Here is a 16,016-nt window from a genome sequence, read left to right as displayed (position 1 = left end):
GACGGCGGCGGTCCGTGCGGCTGTGTAACGTAAAAGCATGACTACGCGAACCATCGGCACGCTGGACGTCGGCAGCATCGGGCTGGGCTGCATGAACCTCAGCCACGCCTACGGGGTCCCGCCAGCCCGCGCGGACGCGGCAAAACTTCTGCTGCATGCCCTGGACTCGGGCGTGCGGCACTTTGACACCGCCGCGCTTTATGGTGCCGCCGCGAACGAGGAACTGGTCGGCGAGGTGCTCGGTCCGCGGCGGGACGAGTATTTCCTGGCCAGCAAGTGCGGCATGACCAGCGTGGACGGCCGGAGGGTCATCGACGGACGCCCGGAAACGCTCAAGGCCACCTGCGACGCCGCGCTGCAACGGCTGCGCACCGACCACATTGACCTCTACTACCTGCACCGCTGGGACAAGACCATCCCGATCGAGGAGTCGGTCGGTGCGCTGGCCGATCTGGTTGCCGCCGGAAAGATCGGTGCAATCGGCCTGTCCGAGGTCTCCGCAGCCACCCTGCGCCGGGCGCATGCGGTGCACCCGATTGCCGCCCTGCAGACCGAATACTCGCTCTGGACGCGCAACCCGGAATTGGGCACGCTGGCCGCATGCGCGGAGCTTGGCGCGGCCTTCGTCGCCTTCAGTCCACTGGCGCGCGGTTTCCTCACCGGCACCCTGGGCGACCCGTCGGAGCTGCCGGAGAAGGACATCCGCCGCGGCATGCCGCGCTTCCAGCCGGAGAACTACCCGCAGAATCTGGCGTTGCTTGATGGATTCCGTGCCCTCGCGCACGACGCCGGCTGCTCACCTGCCCAGCTTGCCCTCGCCTGGGTGCTCTCCCGCGGCGAGCACGTCATCGCGCTGCCCGGCACCCGGAGCACCGCCCACTTGGACGAGGACCTGGGCGCCGCGGAGGTGGCGCTGGACGCCGCCCTGTTACAGCGGCTGGAGGCGTTGATCAACCAGGGCACCGTCCACGGCCCCCGCTACAACCCAGCCGCCCAGGCTGACGTGGACACGGAGGAGTTCGCCGCCGCTTAACGGGAACACTCAAGCGGTGTACCGGCGGAGGAATTGCACGCTGCGCTCCAGCGCCCGCCAGGCCGCCTCCAGATCCAGGTTGAACTGGAACTGGTGCCCCAGCCCGGCAGCCGTGTGCGGGAAGAATTCCTCTACCGGAGTGCCGTTTTTCTGCAGCGCCTTGACCAGCGCCAGTGAGTGCGGCAGCAGCGGGTCGGTATTGCCCGCGGCGACAAACGCCGGCGGGAAGTTGCCGCCCACATGCCGGGCCACGGAGGCCAGGGCAATGTACGGCCGCTCCAGGTAGTCCTTGGCCCCGGTGTAGGACCACAGCACGGTGCGCAGGTAGTTCTGGTTCCCGGCTTGGTCTGCCCCGGCCAGCGACAGATCATAGGCGCCGCAATGCAACAGCACCGCGCGCAGTCGGTCCGGAGTCGTCGGCGAGGCGATGCCCAGTTTGGTGGCGTACTCCGGGTCCGAGACCACCAGCGCCAGCTGCGCCGCGATCTGAGCCCCGGCCGAGTCCCCGGCGAGCACCACCCGCTCGGTATCGATGTGCAGCCGCTCGGCATTGTGCTCCAGGTAGCGCAGGGCCGCGGCGCTCTGGCGCACCGGCGCCGGGTAGCGCCGCTTGTGCGCCAGCGAATAGTCCACGCCAACCGTGGTGAAGCCATAGGAGGCCAGGATCCGGAGGTAATTGCCGACGTCGTCCTTGGTGCCGGAGATCCAGGCTCCGCCGTGGATCCAAACAATCGTGGGCAAACGTAGCGAGTCCCGCGCGGCCTCGTCCGGGAAGAACACGTCCAAGTAGGTGTGGCCGTGGTTGCTGAGGTACTGCTGGTCCAGGATTTCGCTGACGCCGTCCGGCACATGGCGGGTCATGGCGCGGGCGGTGCGCCGGCCATCCCTCTCGGACAGCACCCGAAGCAGCACCGCCAGCGGCCGGGGGCTGAAGCGCAGCCAGAGAACCACGCCGCCGGCAAGGGCGGCCGGGACAGCCGCCATCACTGCAACGGCCATCAGTGCGCGGCGGAAACGGACCTGCATGGCTGCCTCCCGATTGGCGTGGTGAACCAATCGTGAGCCTGCCGTGCGCGCGGGGCAAGCCCCGATTTTGTCTCTTCCGTGAACGGTCCGGAGCGAGCCCGTCAGCTGAGGGCAACTGCCAGGCTGAGCACGCCCAGCACCAAGGCGACGGGCGTCATGGTCCACCGCTCTGGCTTGCTGCGCGAGATGGCGTTCATTAGCACGCCCACGAACAGGTAAGCCGTCAAGACCCAGATCAGCACCGAGGACAGTGTCTCCGGCAGCGCCTCCACAACCTGCGCCCGATCCAAGAGGATGACCGCAAAGAGGGCATACAGGATGACCGAGACCGCGCTTCCGATGCGGAACTTGGCCGGCAGCACGCGGTGGCTGCCTCCCCACGCGAACCGGCCCAGCGGCAGGCCCGCGGCAAGCAGGATCTGGAAGACGGCCAGCAGGGCGAGGACGCAGCACGCGGCAACGGCCGCAACAGTGATCACGTGGAGCAGTGTAACCGCGCGAAGCCGCGGCATCCGCCGTTCGCGCGGGCTGCAGCGTGTCGCGGTTGGCGGAGGACCGACCGCGCATCCTTCGGAAGTGACGCCGCTGCCCAGCCGGAGGTGGCTTGAAGGTCAGCGCGAGGTGACCTTGCCTGTCACCGGGGAGGGGACCTGGGTGGTCAGCGCGAGGTGACCTTGCCGGTCAGCGAGGCGATCGGCCGCAGGAAGATCGGCCGGGCCAGGAACCACGCCGCAACCGTCACCGCGAGCGAGGCGGCGAAGATCCAGAAGCCGGCCCAACCGCCGTCGTCCGTTGCCGCGTACATGTGGTTGAGGTTGCGCAGGGCGCCGGTGGCCAGCACCAGCGTCACGTGGACCACGATGAACGCGACGAAGTACACCATCACCGGGAAGTGGATGGCCCGGGCGGCCTCGATCGGGAAGTACTTGTTCACCGCGGCCTTCTTGGGCCAGGCGGCCGAGGTGCGCAGGCCGGAAATGATGGCCAGCGGCGCAGCGATGAAGACGGTGGCGAAGTAGCTCAGCAACTGAAGGGCGTTGTAGTTCACCCAGCCGTTTTCCAGCGGCCAGTCCAGCGAGGCGTACTGCAGAGCGGTGGACAGCGCATTCGGGAAAACGTCCCAGCTGGTGGGCACAATCCGCATCCAGTGCCCGGTGGCGAAGATCAGCACCATGAACACGATGCCGTTGAGCACCCACAACGCATCCAGCGTCAGGTGGAACCAAAGATTCAGCGTGATCTTGGTGGGCTTGTTCTTGGTCTTGACCAGGCCCTGGTTGTTGCGGGTCCAGTAGGCCGGCGAGCGCGTGCCGGTGCGCACCTGCAGCCCGGTGCGGATGATCAGTACCAGGAAGAAGAAGTTAAGGAAATGCTGCCAGCCCAGCCAGGCCGGCAGTCCCACCGGGGCCGACTCGGGCAGTTCAGAGGTGCCCGGGTACGTGGCCAGGAACTCCTGCACACCCGGCATGGTCCGCAGCCATTTGGCCAGCAACACCACCAGCAACAGCACGACGACGGCGCCCGCTACTGCCGCGGTGATCTTCAGCCACGTCTTGCGCGTGCTTCCGGACGGTTTCGTCGAAGTGGACATCGCCAGCTTTCCTCGTTCCCTCACGTCCCGTACATTCCGGGGTTCGTGATTCAAGGTACCCCGGCCGCGCGCGATCGTGCCACAAGCCCCACCGGTGGCTGGTTGTGGGCTCCCCCATGGCGCTCTGCCCGCCGTTGCGCCACGCGCCTGGCGGCCGACTGCCTGCCGCGCGGACCTATGGCGTGCGCGGCGGCATCCACGCCAAGCAGTACTGCAGGTTGGCGATCACCGTCTGCGCCGCAGCCTCGGCGTCGCCCGCTTCAATGGCATCCGCGAGGTCCTCATGGCCGGCGCGCAGGCACCCGTCAAAGCCGTCGCGCAAACGCTGGGCCATCTTGGCCCCGTGGAACACATCGCCGAAAGTGGAATACAGCTCATGCAGCAGCGGATTTCCGGAGGCCGCTGCCACTGCCTGGTGGAAGTCCCAATCGGCGGCGATCCAGCCCTCCAGATCCTGCTCGGCCCAAGCCTCCCGGCGCCGGGCAAGCATGCCGCGCATCGCCGCTACCGCGCTGTCGTTCGGCGCAGGAGTCACTTGCGCAGCAGCCTGTCCCGAATGTTCCGGCTGCGCTGTGTGTTCCGGTTGCGCCGTGTGCGCTGGTCGTGCCGCCTGCACAGCTTGTGCGGCCAGCCGGGCTGCCTGGGTATCCAGGGCGAAGCGCACCTGCAGCACGTCTTCGTCGTCGTACTCGCGGTAGGCACGGCGTGCGGTGCCGCTGATCTCGCTGGTGGCGCGCACATAGGTGCCGTCGCCGCGGCGCACCTCCAACATGCCGGCGTGCGCCAGGGCCTTGACCGCCTCGCGCAGCGTGCCGCGGGAGACGCCCAGGCTGGACATCAGTTCCGGCTCCGGCGGGATCCGTCCACCCAGCGGCCACTGCCCCGCCGCGATGGACTCGCGCAGCCGGGCGGTGACTTCTTCCGCCAGCGGCGGCCGGTGCAAGGGGCCCTGCCCTGAAGCCGCGGTCATTTCCGTCCCTCCCGCACCAGGGAACTCACGCCGTGCGCCAGGAGCAACTGCAGCACCGCGCCGGCCACCAGCAGTACCAGCGGAACGGTCCAGCCGGCCAGCGCATCGTGCAGCAGGCCCAGCCCGAACGGGCCGAGCGCAGCGAAGAGATAGCCCACCGACTGGGCCAGCGTGGAGAGCGCGGTGGTCTCGGCGGCGTCGGAACCGGTGCGGCTGATCACCAACATCAGCAGCGGGAAGACGCCGAATCCCAGCCCGATCAGGATGGCCGGGACCACGGCCAGCTCCGCGGGCAGCACCAGCAGGGCAAGATAGCCGGCCAGCGAGGCCGCGCAGGTGAGCATGAAGGCACGCCGCAGCAGGCCGGACCGGGCCGCCATCGCCAGCAGCAGGACGACGGCGGGAATGGAGACCAATTGGACCAGCGCCAGGGTTTGCCCCGCCGCCGCCGAGGACATTCCGCGCGAGATGAGGATGTACGGGAACCAACCCATCACCGTGTACACCAGCAGTGCCTGGATGGTGAACAACCCGGTGAGCAACAAGCCTTTGCGGGTGCGTAGCAGCGGCCACGGCGACAGGTGGGCGCGGGTGCCGGCAGCCGGCCGACGCCGGCCAACAAACGTCATCGGCAGGAAGACCGCCAGTCCGACGACAGCCAGCAGCGCCCACGCGGCCAGGCCGAGCAGCGGAGAATCCAACTGCATGGCCAGCGGCACGCTGACGGCGGCGGCCACCGTGGCTCCCACAGACATGGAGATGGTGTAGGCGCCGGTCATCGTCGACGGCCGGTGCGCGAAGTACTTGCGGATGAACGTCGGCATCGCCACGTTGCAGACCGCCAGCCCCGACATGGACACCACCGTGCCCGCCAGCAGGAAGCCGACAGACTCGACGCCGCGCAGCCCCAGTCCTGCGGCCAACAGCGCCAGCGCCAGCGCGATGGCCCGCTCCAGCCCTATCCGGCTGCTCAGCCAGGCGGTCGCGGCGCCGGCCAGCGCAAAGCACAGCACCGGAACGGTAGGCAACAGCGCAGCGATCAACGGACCGTAGCCCAACAACTGCTGCAGATCGTGGAACAGCGCCGCCGCACTGGCAATCCCCGCCCGCAGATTCAGCCCGATCAGGACGACGGCGGCCACCGCCGCCGCGGTCAGCCAGCGGCGGCGGGCGGCCGGAACCGGACCGGGGGCCGGCCCAAGGGCCGGCTTCTGGACTGCGTTCTGAACCGTGGCCGGCTCAGGTGCCGGACCCCGCGCCGGGGCTGCCTCAGGTGCAGCGTCCGGTACCTGCAGTTCCGGGACCAGGGCGTCAGCAAACTCCACGGCTGCGATGGCGGGTTTGTCGTCCTTCACGCTCGCGGGAAATTCTGTCTGGGTCCGGTCCAATGTCATCACTAAACATTAGACGTTTGATGTTTGCCCGTCGAGCTGACGCTGAAACCGGGAACCAGGCCCTACAGCGCCCCGTCGTTGAAAACCACCCGGCCGCCGATGACCGTGGCCCCCGTTGACATGTCCTTAATGGTCCCCGGGTCCACTGCTAACAAGTCGTCAGAGAGCACCGCGAAGTCAGCCAACATTCCCCGCTGCAGCCGGCCCTTACTCTTCTCTTCACCAGCCGCGTAGGCAGACCCCGCAGTGTAGGCTTCCAGTGCCTGCGCCGGAGTCACGGCTTCATTCGGTGCCAGCGGCACGCCGTCGGCAGTGACCCGGTTGACCATGTCGTGGATATTCAACAAGGGCGAGCCGTGCACCACCGGGGAATCGCTGCTGCCGGGAAGGACTGCTCCGGCCTCGATCAGCGAACCCATCCGATAGCATTGCAGCGACCGGCTTGGGCCCAATGCCCGCATCATGCCATCACCGAGTTCGCTAATGAACCGCCCCTGAGGCACCGCGGTGACCCCCAGCTCCACCAACCGGGCCACCTGCGCATCGCTGGCCACGGCAAAATGCTCTATCCGGTGGCGGGGGTCGTGCCGGGGGTACTGGACTTGGGCCAGCTCGAAAGCATCCAGCGCTGCGTCGACAGCGGCATCACCGATGGCATGGGCGGCGACAGACCAGCCAGCGCGGTGCGCTTGAGTGATCAGAACCCGGACCTCGTCCTCCTCGAACTGGAGGAAGCCGCGGTTGTCGCCGTCGTCGTGGTAGCAGCAGGACATGTACGCGGACCGGCCGATCAAAGAACCGTCGGTGGCAATCTTCGTCGGTCCGAGGCGGACGTAGTCGTCACCAAATCCCGTCCGGACGCCAAGGTCCAGGCCGCGCCACGTAGACTCCCCCTCCAACGCGCCCAGGTCCCGCAGCACGGTGATGTACGGCATCAGCGTCATCCGGACGTCGAGCACTCCTTGATCGCGTGCCCGCTGGAAGGCGTACAAGTCGATGGTGCTGTTGCCGATGTGGTCGATGGCCCCGATGCCGGGTTCGGTGGCGCTGGTGAGGCCCTCCGAAACACCAACCTCGGAGCCAGCCTTGATGTAATCCACAATTTCGTCTGTACCTATGGGCCGAAACGCGTCCGTGACCAGCCGCTGTGCGGTCTCCTGCAACAGCCCCACGGCTCGGCCCGACTCTTCGCGCTCTACGGCACCACCCGGCACGTCGGGGACTCCGTACCTTTCGGAGAAACCGGCGAGCCGGAAAGCCTCGGTGTTGGCCACGCCCATGTGCGCTGAAACGTGCTCGAGCCAGACCGGGTGGCCGGCCGAGACCTTGTCCAGCATCTCTGCCGTGGGATGGGCGCCGATCTTGTTCTGGTCGTATCCCGATCCTTTGATCCACGTCCCGGGTGGCAGATCGCGGGCAAATAGCTCGACGGCGGCGTACAGGTCATCCAAGCTGCCCACCACGTGCGCGCGCAGATCCAACGACCGGAGCCGACGCCCCCGCATGCTCAGGTGCTGGTGCGCGTCGTTGAAGCCTGGCACCGCGTGCGCCCCGCCCAGATCGTAGCGCTCAAGGGTTGTACAGCCCTCCAGGTCTGCATCAAACCCCACGATTCGTCCGCCGAAAACGCCCATGCGGGTCGCACCGGGGCGCTGCGGATCTAATGTGCGGAACCGGCCGTTCTCGAAAATTGCATCGAGCTGCATAGAAGTCAGTCCTCTTCAGACGTAGGTGCTATTGGTATTTGAAGGCGGCCGGGTTCATGCCCGGACCATGGCCTCTGCAGCCGGGATATCCTCCGCCTGGGTCCGTTTCGAGAGGGCCAGGACGCAAGCTGCAGTGACCAGCAGCAGCACCATGTAGTAGCCCACGACGGCCCAGGGTGAACCGCCGGAGAGATTCAGCAGCCACTGCGCCACCAAGGGTGTCGACCCACCGATGATCGACGAACACACCTGGTACGCGACCGAGACGCCGGTGTAGCGCAGCGGCGCCGGGAAGGACGCTGCCAGCAACCCGGCCAGCATGGCGTAGTACGACGCGCCGGTAATCACAGACAGGCTCAGCCCCAGCCCGATCAGCACGGGATCCTTGGTCATGATCAGCAGAAACATCGGGATGGCCACCATGACGTTGCCCAGTAGTGCCACCATCATCAGGCGTGTGCGGCCAATCCGGCTGGACACCCACGCAGCAACCGGCTGCCAGGCGAACTGCAGGATTGAGATGACGAGCATGACATTGAGCATGGTTTGGCGGGGCACTTCGAGTTCCGTCGTGGTCCAGGACAGCACGAAGGTGTTGCTGAAGTAGGCAGCCGAGATGCCCATGATTGAGGCGCCGATGCCAAGGAATACCTGGACGCGTGCAGTGCGGAAGACTTCAACCACAGGGACCTTGACGACCGCATCGGCCTTCTTCGAGCGGGTGAATTCCTCGGACTCTTCAAGCTTGACCCGAATGACGAGGGCGACGATGACCAGGACTGCTGACAGCAAGAACGGCACCCGCCACCCCCAACCGAGGAAGGCTTCTTCGGGCAGGCGTCCGACCAGCAGGAACATCACGCTGGCCAGCACGGCGCCCGCGGGAGAGCCCTGCTGCACCCACATCCCGGCCGTTCCCTTGCGCCCCTTCGCAGCACTCTCGGTGGCGAGCACCACTGCGCCGCCCCATTCACCGCCGACAGCCAGGCCCTGCACGGCCCGCAGCAGGACCAACAGCAGCGGGGCTGCCACACCGATCGAGGCGTAGGTGGGCAGCAAGCCGATGCAGGTGGTTGCAATACCCATCAGCAGCAGCGTGATCACCAAGGTGTTCTTGCGCCCGATCCGGTCACCGATATGGCCGAAGACCAGTCCGCCGATAGGCCGGGCCAGGAACCCGACCCAGAATGTGGCAAATGAGGCCAGCAGTCCGGTCGCCGGGTCTGCATCCGGATAGAACAGCCTGCCGAAAACAAGGGCCGCCGCCGTGCCGAAGATGTAGAAGTCATACCACTCGATGGCGGTGCCGACGAACGCGCCGACAGTGGCCTTGCGTCCCCGGGCCGCTGCGGTGACCGCTGTGTTGCTGGTGCTCATGTGATCCTCGTATTCGTTCTGTGATGACCCGCACGGTGCGGTTCATCGCGGTCCATTGTGCCCACCCCCACAGCTATGCTGTCTAATACCTATTTTCTTTATTTGTTATTCACCTAGCGCATACCCCTGAGGAGATTTCGTGGAACTGCGGGCGCTGCGTCATTTCATCGCCGTATCCGAAACGGGCTCGCTGTCCGCAGCGGCCCAGAAGGTCCATATCAGCCAACCGTCACTGTCACGCCAGCTGTCCGCTCTGGAACGGGAACTCGGCAGGGAGCTCTTCGAGCGCAGCGCACAGGGAATGGCACTCAACGCGGCCGGACGATACTTCTTGCCCATAGCGACGGATCTCTGCAATCGCGCGGAGACCGGACTGAACATGATGCGGGCGCATGGAGGAGCACCAGCGCAGCTCTCCGTAGCTTGCCCCTCGGCGACCGTCACGCATGTCATTGCGCCTTACCTCGCCGCGACCGGAGCCCCGATTGGGGACGCTTTGATCCGTGACCCCGCCGACGTTTACTCCGCATTGCGGCACGGCGACGCAGACATGGCGGTCACCACAGCATTGCCGCCCGCGTCGCTGGAGCGCATGCTGCTGCACGAGACACCGGTGAATGTCCAGATGCCAGCGGACCATCCACTCGCAGCCCTATCCCAGATCGACGTCGTGGACGCTGCCCGCCACGAGCTCATCCTGATGGGACGGCGCAGCGCCGTACGGGCAGCGACCGATGCGGCTTTCCGTCGCGCGGGCGTCCTGCTCACTGATTTCGTCGAGCCTGAGTCATCCAGCATGGCCCAGGCGATGGCGGCCGCAGGGCGCGGGGCATGCTTGGTGCTCGACGACCCGAACTACGGACTGGCCTCGCGGCCCCTGACCTGCGAGGGCGAGGTGGTGACCAGCCCGATCTACGGAGGCTGGGACAGGATGCACTATGCTCACCGGGAAATCCGGGAAGTCATGCTGGGCATCCAGGAGTGGCTGCGCGACCGCCACCCGGTTCCGGCGGTGCACAACGTGTAGGGCAGGGCTGGTCCTTCTGCGCGCTCCCGTCGGCCTCAACCGAACGACGCCGGCGGCCAGGCGGAGTTGGAGCCCCGCCGAGGTACCGACGTCGTTGGTGGAATATGTTGTCCGCTAGTTGGCGAAGACGTCCTGCAGCTGGCCCTGCGGGCTCCACAGGGCCAGCGAGTCGCCGCCGTTGTTCAGTACGGATGCGGTTCCGCCGTTGTAGTAGGCGTCGCCGCTGTTGGTGCCGGGGCCGGTGTAGACCCGCAGTTCGGCGCCCGGGGCAAGGACGTAGCCGTCGCCGATTTCCAGCACGTTGTTGGCTGCGTCGCGGATGATGTAGCCGCTGACGTCCAGGGCGTGTCCGGTGACGTTGCGCAGCACCACGTGCTCACCGGTCTCCGGCTGCACATCGTTGCCGGCCGGATCGTTGACCGCGCCGGCAATCTCCACTCCGGCACCGGCCGGGAAGGGCTTCTGCCCGTCCAGGTAGCGGACTGTCTGGATCGGGAAGTCGCCAGTAACCGCGTCGACGCCCAGATCGATGGAATGCTGTACGGCTTCGGGCGAGTTGGCGGTGTAGACGCCGATCACCAGCCCGGCGGCCTTGGTGTCGGCCACGTTTTGCGCCGTCAGGGTGCGGTAGTTGGTGCCGACCGAATCAGCGAAACTGGCCCAGGATTCCAGCACGGCCGGCCCCGGCACGGTGCTGGCCAGTTGCTGCAGCACGATCTCCGGGGCGATCTGCGCGAACGTGCGGTTGGAGGCCTCATCGAAGCTCAAGACCTGGATCTTCTCCGCTGCGACGAGCTTCTTCCACTTGGCTTCGGTGCGCAGCTCGTCCGCGACGAGCTGCTCGATGCCCGGGGAGTTCTTCGGCGACTTGATCTCGATGTACACCCCCGTGTTGACCGTGGCGACCTTGGCAGCGTCGTCCAGGTGCGGGATGCGTTCGCCGGCAAACTCTTCGCCGAAGTAGGAGCCGGCATCAAGCTGCTGCAGTTCGGCCCAGGTGAAGGAAGTGATCGGGTCGCCTGCGCGCTCCGGGAAGACGTCCTCCACGTTGGTGGTCCGGGCCGGGGTGTCGTCGTGGAACAGGAACGGCACACCGTCGGCGCTGAGCTGGACGTCGATTTCGAAGAAGTCGGCGCCCGAGGCGCGGCCGTCCTTGAACGCGGCCACGGTATTTTCCGGGGCCGTACCGGCGGCGCCACGGTGGCCGATCAGCAGCGGAGCTTCTTGCTGCCCGGCCTTGTGGGTCTGGCCGGTCTTCTGCGCTGTGTTCTGGCCGGTGTTCGGGGCGGTGTTCGAGGCGGTGTTCTGGGCGCTGGCCGGAATGGCGCCGAGGGTAGCGCCGACGGCAACGGCCGCGACGGAGCAGGTCAATGTTCTGATCAAGCGAGATGCCATGGGAATGAGGCCCTTCGTAGGTGGTGTTCGTGCAGTCCCCCTTCGATCGAGCCTCACAGTGGTTGCGGACCTGCTGGCCAATTGGCTGTGAACGTCCGGTGAAAGGAAATATCACTTCCGACGACGCAGGGACCGCCACCGTCCCTGCCGGGACTGGCGCGGTTGCCGGCGCTAGACTCGGAGGGGCATGAACACTTCAGCCAATACCCCAAGTTCGGTGCGCGTTGATGCGTGGCTGTGGGCCATCCGCGCCTACAAGACGCGTTCCGCGGCTACTGCCGCCTGCCGCGCCGGCCACGTGCGCTTGAACGGAAACCCGGTCAAGGCCTCCCAGTCCGTAGTGCCCGGGGATACCCTGCGGGTGCGGCAGCCCGGTTACGAGCGGATCCTGGAAGTCCGCCGGTTGATCGCCAAGCGGGTGGGTGCCGAGGCTGCCTCGCATTGCTTCACCGACCACACTCCCCCGCGTCCGATTGCTCCGGCGCTGGGCATCCCGCAACGCGACCGCGGCACCGGCCGTCCCACCAAGAAGGATCGGCGGGACATGGAGAAGCTGCTCGGCGAACGATAGGAGCCTGCTGCCCGGCTGAGGGTGGACCGGTTCCGGTGGGGGTGAAAGCCGGAGCGCTTCATTTCGCACCGTCCGGCCGTGCTGCGTTCCATCACATGGCCGGGGCCGGCATTTTCCCCTTCATGCCTTGAGCGTAACCCACTTCACAGAACCGACCGGACGGTACAAGATGGGAGTCGGAGACGGCCACGCCGCCGTCCCGTTGATTCGTCATTATCTGAAGGAGACCAGGGCTGTGACCACCACTTCCCACGCCGCTTCGTCCACCCAGCCGGGCTACCGGGTGCAAAACCCCTCCACCGGCGAGGTGGTAGCGGAGTTCCCCACCGCCACGGATGCCGAGGTCCAGGACGCCATCGCCAGGTCCCAGGCCGCCTACACTTCCTGGCGCGAGGTGCCGATCGCGGACCGCGCCAAGGTGGTGGCCCGACTGGCTGAACTGTTCACCGAACGCGCCGACGAACTCGCGGCAATCATCACCGAGGAGATGGGCAAGCCGCTGTCCGAATCCAAGGGCGAGGCCGAGTTCTGCACCGACATCTTCGACTACTTCGCCACCGAGGGCCCCGCGCTGGCCGCGGAGCAGGAGATCAAGGCCATCGGCGGCGGCCGTGCCATGATCCAGCGGCTGCCGGTCGGACCGCTGCTGGGCATCATGCCGTGGAACTACCCGTACTACCAGGTGGCCCGCTTCGCCGCGCCGAACCTGGTGCTGGGCAACACCATCATCCTCAAGCACGCCGAAACCTGCCCGCGCTCGGCGCTGGCCATCCAGCAGATCATGGACGACGCCGGTGTCCCCGAGGGCGTGTACATCAACGTCTTCGCCAGTCACGAACAGATCGCGGACATCATCGCCGACCCCCGCATCCAGGGCGTCTCGCTGACCGGCTCCGAGCGGGCCGGCGCGATCATCGGCGAACTCGCCGGCAAGAACCTGAAGAAGGCCGTGCTGGAACTGGGTGGCTCCGACCCGTACGTGGTGCTGGACACCGACGACGTGAAGTCCACCGCCGCCGCGGCCTGGGCCACCCGGATCGAGAACACCGGGCAGGCCTGCAACTCCAACAAGCGCATGATCGTCATGGAGGACATCTACGACGACTTCGTGGCCGAGCTGACCAACCTGGCCAAGGACCTCAAGCCCGGCAACCCGGCAGAAGAGCTCGAAGGCACCTTTGCACCGCTGTCCTCGCGGGCTGCCGCGGAAGGACTGCATGAGCAGCTCATGGACGCAGTGAACAAGGGCGCCACCCTGCACGCCGGAGGCACCCTGCACGACGGACCCGCCGCCTACCTGGCCCCGGCCGTGCTCACCGGCGTCACCCCTGAGATGCGCGCCTACCGCGAAGAGCTTTTCGGTCCGGTGGCCGTGGTCTACAAGGTCTCCAGCGACGAGGAAGCCCTGAAGCTGGCCAACGACACCGACTACGGCCTCGGCGGCGCGGTGTTCTCCACCGATGAGGAACGCGCCCGCAAGATCGCCCAGCGCCTGGAGGTCGGCATGGCCAACGTCAACGGCGTCGGCGAAGCCGCGGACCTGCCCTTCGGCGGCGTGAAGCGCTCCGGTTTCGGCCGCGAACTCGGCCCGCTGGGCATGGACGAATTCGTCAACAAGCGCCTCTTCTACATCGGCGAGTAATCCCGGCGCATCCAGCGTCCACGAGCGGGCAGGCGCCCTTTCCCGTGGGGGAAGGGCGCCTGCCCGCTCGTCGTTTCGGGTAGGGCGCCCCGCGAGGCCGAGCCCGGACACCGGGCGGCCCCGGATACCGGCGGCACGGACCAGGGGAGCTCAGGCGACGGCGGGCTCCCCGGTCAACTGCTTCAACCGGGCACCCGGATCCGCAGCCGCCGCGGCCGGAATGTCCTGACCGCGTGCCAAGGCATTCCGCACTGCCATAAAGTCGGCGGCGGAATTAACACAGTCGGCGGCGATGATCCTGCCTTCCCGGTAGTACAGCAGCGAGAACTTGTCCGAATCAGGGTCACCGCGCAGCACCGTTTGGTCGAAGCCTGCGGAGAGGCCGGCAATCTGCAGTTTAATGTCGCCTTGGTCGGACCAGAACCATGGCAGCATCCGGTACGGCTCGCGGCGGCCCAGCAGCGCGGCGGCAGCGGTTTTCGCGTGTTCCAAGGCGTGCGGCACCGACTCCATCCGCACCCGGCCGCCGCTGCCGCGGGCATAGGGATTGGGCAGGTTGGCGCAGTCGCCGGCGGCCACGGTCCTTCCGTCGGAACACAGCCCGTGCTCGTCCACTTCGATCCCGTTCTCCACGGCCAGTCCCAGCTGCTCGGCCAGTTCGGTGCGCGGCACCACGCCAACGCCAATCAGCACGACGTCGGCGCTAACCTGGGTGCCATTGGCCAGTTCGACGCCGGCAACCTTGCCGCCGGTGCCGGCCAGCCGGGTGATCTGCGCATCCAGCATCACGCGGGTGCCGCGGCGCTGGTGTACGGCTCGGAAGTACTCGCTGGTCTCCTCCGCGACGGCGCGGCCTACCAGCCGCGGAGCCGCCTCCAGGACCGTGACGCGCTTTCCGGCGGTCCGGGCGCCGGCAGCTACTTCCAGCCCGATGAACCCGCCGCCGATCACCACCACATCCCGGGCAGCTGCGAGATCCGCAGCCAGCCGTGCTGCGTCGGAGGCGTCGCGCAGATAGTGCACGCCGCCCAGCTCCACGCCCTCCAGCGGCAGCCGCCGCACGGCGGCCCCGGTGGCCAAGGCGAGCCGCGAGAAGCGGAAGGTGCGGCCGTCGGCGGAAGTCGCAACACCGCCGTCGTTGTCCCGTTCAACGTGGACTATCCGCTCACCGGTGATCAGCGAGATGTCCTGGCCCCGGTACCAGTCCACGGTCCGGAGGGAGAGCGCAGCGACGTCAATGGTTCCGCCGTGCAGTTCCTTGGACAGCGGCGGGCGCTGGTACGGGGCATGGGCTTCCTCCCCCACCAACGTGATGGGCGAGGTGTCGCCCAACTCGCGCAGACTGGCCGCCAACTGCACTCCTGTCTGGCACGCGCCGACGATCAGGGTGCCTGCATCCTTCGCCATGCTCAGACCTGTGCGTCAGGGAGCCGGACGGCGAGGTCGGAAACCACGGGAAGCTGGCAGGAGAGCCGGCTGTTGGCGCAGCGTTCGGAGGCGGTGCAGTCCAGCATCTCGTCCTCTACTTCGCTCATCTCCGGAAGTCCGTCCAGGTAGCCGTCTTCGACATAGACGTGGCAGGTGGCGCACATGGCCGATCCGCCGCACTCGGCAACGATTCCGGGGAGTCCGTTGGAAACGGCCACGCGCATCACGCTGGTTTCTCCGTCGGTGTCCAGCACGTTTTGTAGGCCGTCCGGCTGGATGAAGGTTACTTTAGGCATGGTTCTTTCCTTCGGTGGTGCTCAGGCGGCAGTCAGGTGCAGCGGGAGGCTGTCCAGACCGCGGAGCGTGTTGTTGAGCTGCTGTTTCGGCTGGCCGGCCAACTCGAGCCGCGAAACCTGCCGGGCCAGAGCCGTGAGGAAGCACTCGCCTTCCAGCCGCGCCAGCATTTGGCCCAGGCAGGCATGGATGCCGAAGCCGAAGCCGACGTGTCCCGCGGCCTTGCGCCGGATGTCGAACGCGGCGGGGTTCTCCCACTGGCGCGGATCACGGTTGGCTGCGGCGAGGAACATCAGCACCTTGGAGCCTTCCGGCAGCGCGACGCCGGAGACCTCGGTGTCCGTGCTGGTGGTGCGGAAAAAGGTCTGCACGGGCGAGGAGTAGCGCACGGTTTCTTCAAAGGCAGCCCGGGCCAGCGAGGGATCATCCCGCAGGACAGCGAACTGCTCCGGGTTCTCTGCCAGGCATTGCAGGGCGTTGCCGATGCCGTGCACCGTGGTGTCCACCCCCGCGGAAAGGAACGAGCGGAGCAGCTTGGCCTGGTCCTCCTCGGTGAACCCGG

The 16,016-nt window shown here is 67.0% G+C and carries 15 protein-coding genes; 4 read left to right on the top strand and 11 right to left on the bottom strand.

What is annotated here, in order from left to right:
* Window positions 1-37 precede the first annotated feature (37 nt).
* On the top strand, window positions 38-1,033 hold the full coding sequence (locus ACMX2H_RS17855) for an aldo/keto reductase (protein WP_414962478.1): 996 nt from the start codon (window positions 38-40) through the stop codon (window positions 1,031-1,033).
* 9 nt (window positions 1,034-1,042) lie between these two features.
* Here ACMX2H_RS17855 and ACMX2H_RS17850 read toward each other — a convergent pair whose 3' ends face one another.
* The 7 genes from ACMX2H_RS17850 to ACMX2H_RS17820 all read right to left on the bottom strand — a co-directional run bounded on the left by ACMX2H_RS17850 (window position 1,043) and on the right by ACMX2H_RS17820 (window position 9,097).
* Window positions 1,043-2,059: an alpha/beta hydrolase gene (locus ACMX2H_RS17850; protein WP_414962476.1), complete on the bottom strand. Its 1,017-nt coding sequence runs from the start codon at window positions 2,057-2,059 to the stop codon at window positions 1,043-1,045.
* A gap of 101 nt (window positions 2,060-2,160) precedes the next feature.
* Window positions 2,161-2,538: a hypothetical protein gene (locus ACMX2H_RS17845; RefSeq protein ID WP_414962475.1), complete on the bottom strand. Its 378-nt coding sequence runs from the start codon at window positions 2,536-2,538 to the stop codon at window positions 2,161-2,163.
* A 179-nt stretch (window positions 2,539-2,717) separates the two neighbouring features.
* The gene (locus tag ACMX2H_RS17840) at window positions 2,718-3,650 is read right to left on the bottom strand and encodes a cytochrome b/b6 domain-containing protein (RefSeq protein WP_414962473.1); all 933 of its coding nucleotides are present in this window, start codon (window positions 3,648-3,650) and stop codon (window positions 2,718-2,720) included.
* Between the two features lie 175 nt (window positions 3,651-3,825).
* A complete protein-coding gene (locus ACMX2H_RS17835) occupies window positions 3,826-4,620 on the bottom strand; it encodes a FadR/GntR family transcriptional regulator (protein ID WP_414962471.1) in 795 nt (264 codons plus the stop codon).
* Entirely contained in the window at window positions 4,617-6,014 is a 1,398-nt protein-coding gene (locus tag ACMX2H_RS17830) for an MFS transporter (RefSeq protein ID WP_414962469.1), read from the bottom strand. The genes ACMX2H_RS17835 and ACMX2H_RS17830 overlap by 4 nt, the downstream gene beginning before the upstream one ends.
* Before the next feature lie 62 nt (window positions 6,015-6,076).
* Window positions 6,077-7,720, bottom strand: coding sequence for an amidohydrolase (locus ACMX2H_RS17825; RefSeq protein WP_414962467.1), 1,644 nt, complete (start codon window positions 7,718-7,720; stop codon window positions 6,077-6,079).
* A 54-nt stretch (window positions 7,721-7,774) separates the two neighbouring features.
* Window positions 7,775-9,097 (bottom strand): MFS transporter, encoded by a 1,323-nt coding sequence (locus ACMX2H_RS17820; protein ID WP_414962465.1) that lies wholly within the window; start codon window positions 9,095-9,097, stop codon window positions 7,775-7,777.
* A 139-nt stretch (window positions 9,098-9,236) separates the two neighbouring features.
* On the opposite strand from ACMX2H_RS17820, the gene ACMX2H_RS17815 reads away from it, so the two are divergent.
* Window positions 9,237-10,124 (top strand): LysR family transcriptional regulator, encoded by an 888-nt coding sequence (locus tag ACMX2H_RS17815; protein WP_414962463.1) that lies wholly within the window; start codon window positions 9,237-9,239, stop codon window positions 10,122-10,124.
* Between the two features lie 114 nt (window positions 10,125-10,238).
* Here the strand turns inward: ACMX2H_RS17815 and ACMX2H_RS17810 are convergent, their stop codons facing one another.
* On the bottom strand, window positions 10,239-11,519 hold the full coding sequence (locus tag ACMX2H_RS17810) for a glycerophosphodiester phosphodiesterase family protein (protein ID WP_414962461.1): 1,281 nt from the start codon (window positions 11,517-11,519) through the stop codon (window positions 10,239-10,241).
* Between the two features lie 187 nt (window positions 11,520-11,706).
* Here ACMX2H_RS17810 and ACMX2H_RS17805 point away from each other — a divergent pair, with 187 nt between their 5' ends.
* Together ACMX2H_RS17805 and ACMX2H_RS17800 are read left to right on the top strand one after the other, a co-directional pair.
* A complete protein-coding gene (locus tag ACMX2H_RS17805; protein WP_414962459.1) occupies window positions 11,707-12,090 on the top strand; it encodes an RNA-binding S4 domain-containing protein in 384 nt (127 codons plus the stop codon).
* A 235-nt stretch (window positions 12,091-12,325) separates the two neighbouring features.
* A complete protein-coding gene (locus tag ACMX2H_RS17800; protein ID WP_414962457.1) occupies window positions 12,326-13,732 on the top strand; it encodes an NAD-dependent succinate-semialdehyde dehydrogenase in 1,407 nt (468 codons plus the stop codon).
* 150 nt (window positions 13,733-13,882) lie between these two features.
* On the opposite strand, the gene ACMX2H_RS17795 is transcribed toward ACMX2H_RS17800, so the two are convergent.
* The 3 genes from ACMX2H_RS17795 to ACMX2H_RS17785 form a co-directional block, all read right to left on the bottom strand.
* Window positions 13,883-15,139, bottom strand: a complete 1,257-nt coding sequence (locus tag ACMX2H_RS17795) for an NAD(P)/FAD-dependent oxidoreductase (protein WP_414962455.1) — start codon at window positions 15,137-15,139, stop codon at window positions 13,883-13,885.
* 2 nt (window positions 15,140-15,141) lie between these two features.
* Complete coding sequence (locus ACMX2H_RS17790) at window positions 15,142-15,456, bottom strand: 2Fe-2S iron-sulfur cluster-binding protein (RefSeq protein WP_414962454.1); 315 nt, start codon at window positions 15,454-15,456, stop codon at window positions 15,142-15,144.
* 21 nt (window positions 15,457-15,477) lie between these two features.
* A partial coding sequence (locus tag ACMX2H_RS17785; RefSeq protein WP_414962452.1) for a cytochrome P450 occupies window positions 15,478-16,016 on the bottom strand: 539 nt, incomplete at its 5' end.

This window comes from Arthrobacter sulfonylureivorans (assembly GCF_047607445.1).
In the GTDB taxonomy this organism is placed as follows: domain Bacteria; phylum Actinomycetota; class Actinomycetes; order Actinomycetales; family Micrococcaceae; genus Crystallibacter; species Crystallibacter sulfonylureivorans_A.
The sequence above is the reverse complement of the archived record's forward strand: the minus strand, read 5'-3'. Positions and strand labels throughout refer to the sequence as shown.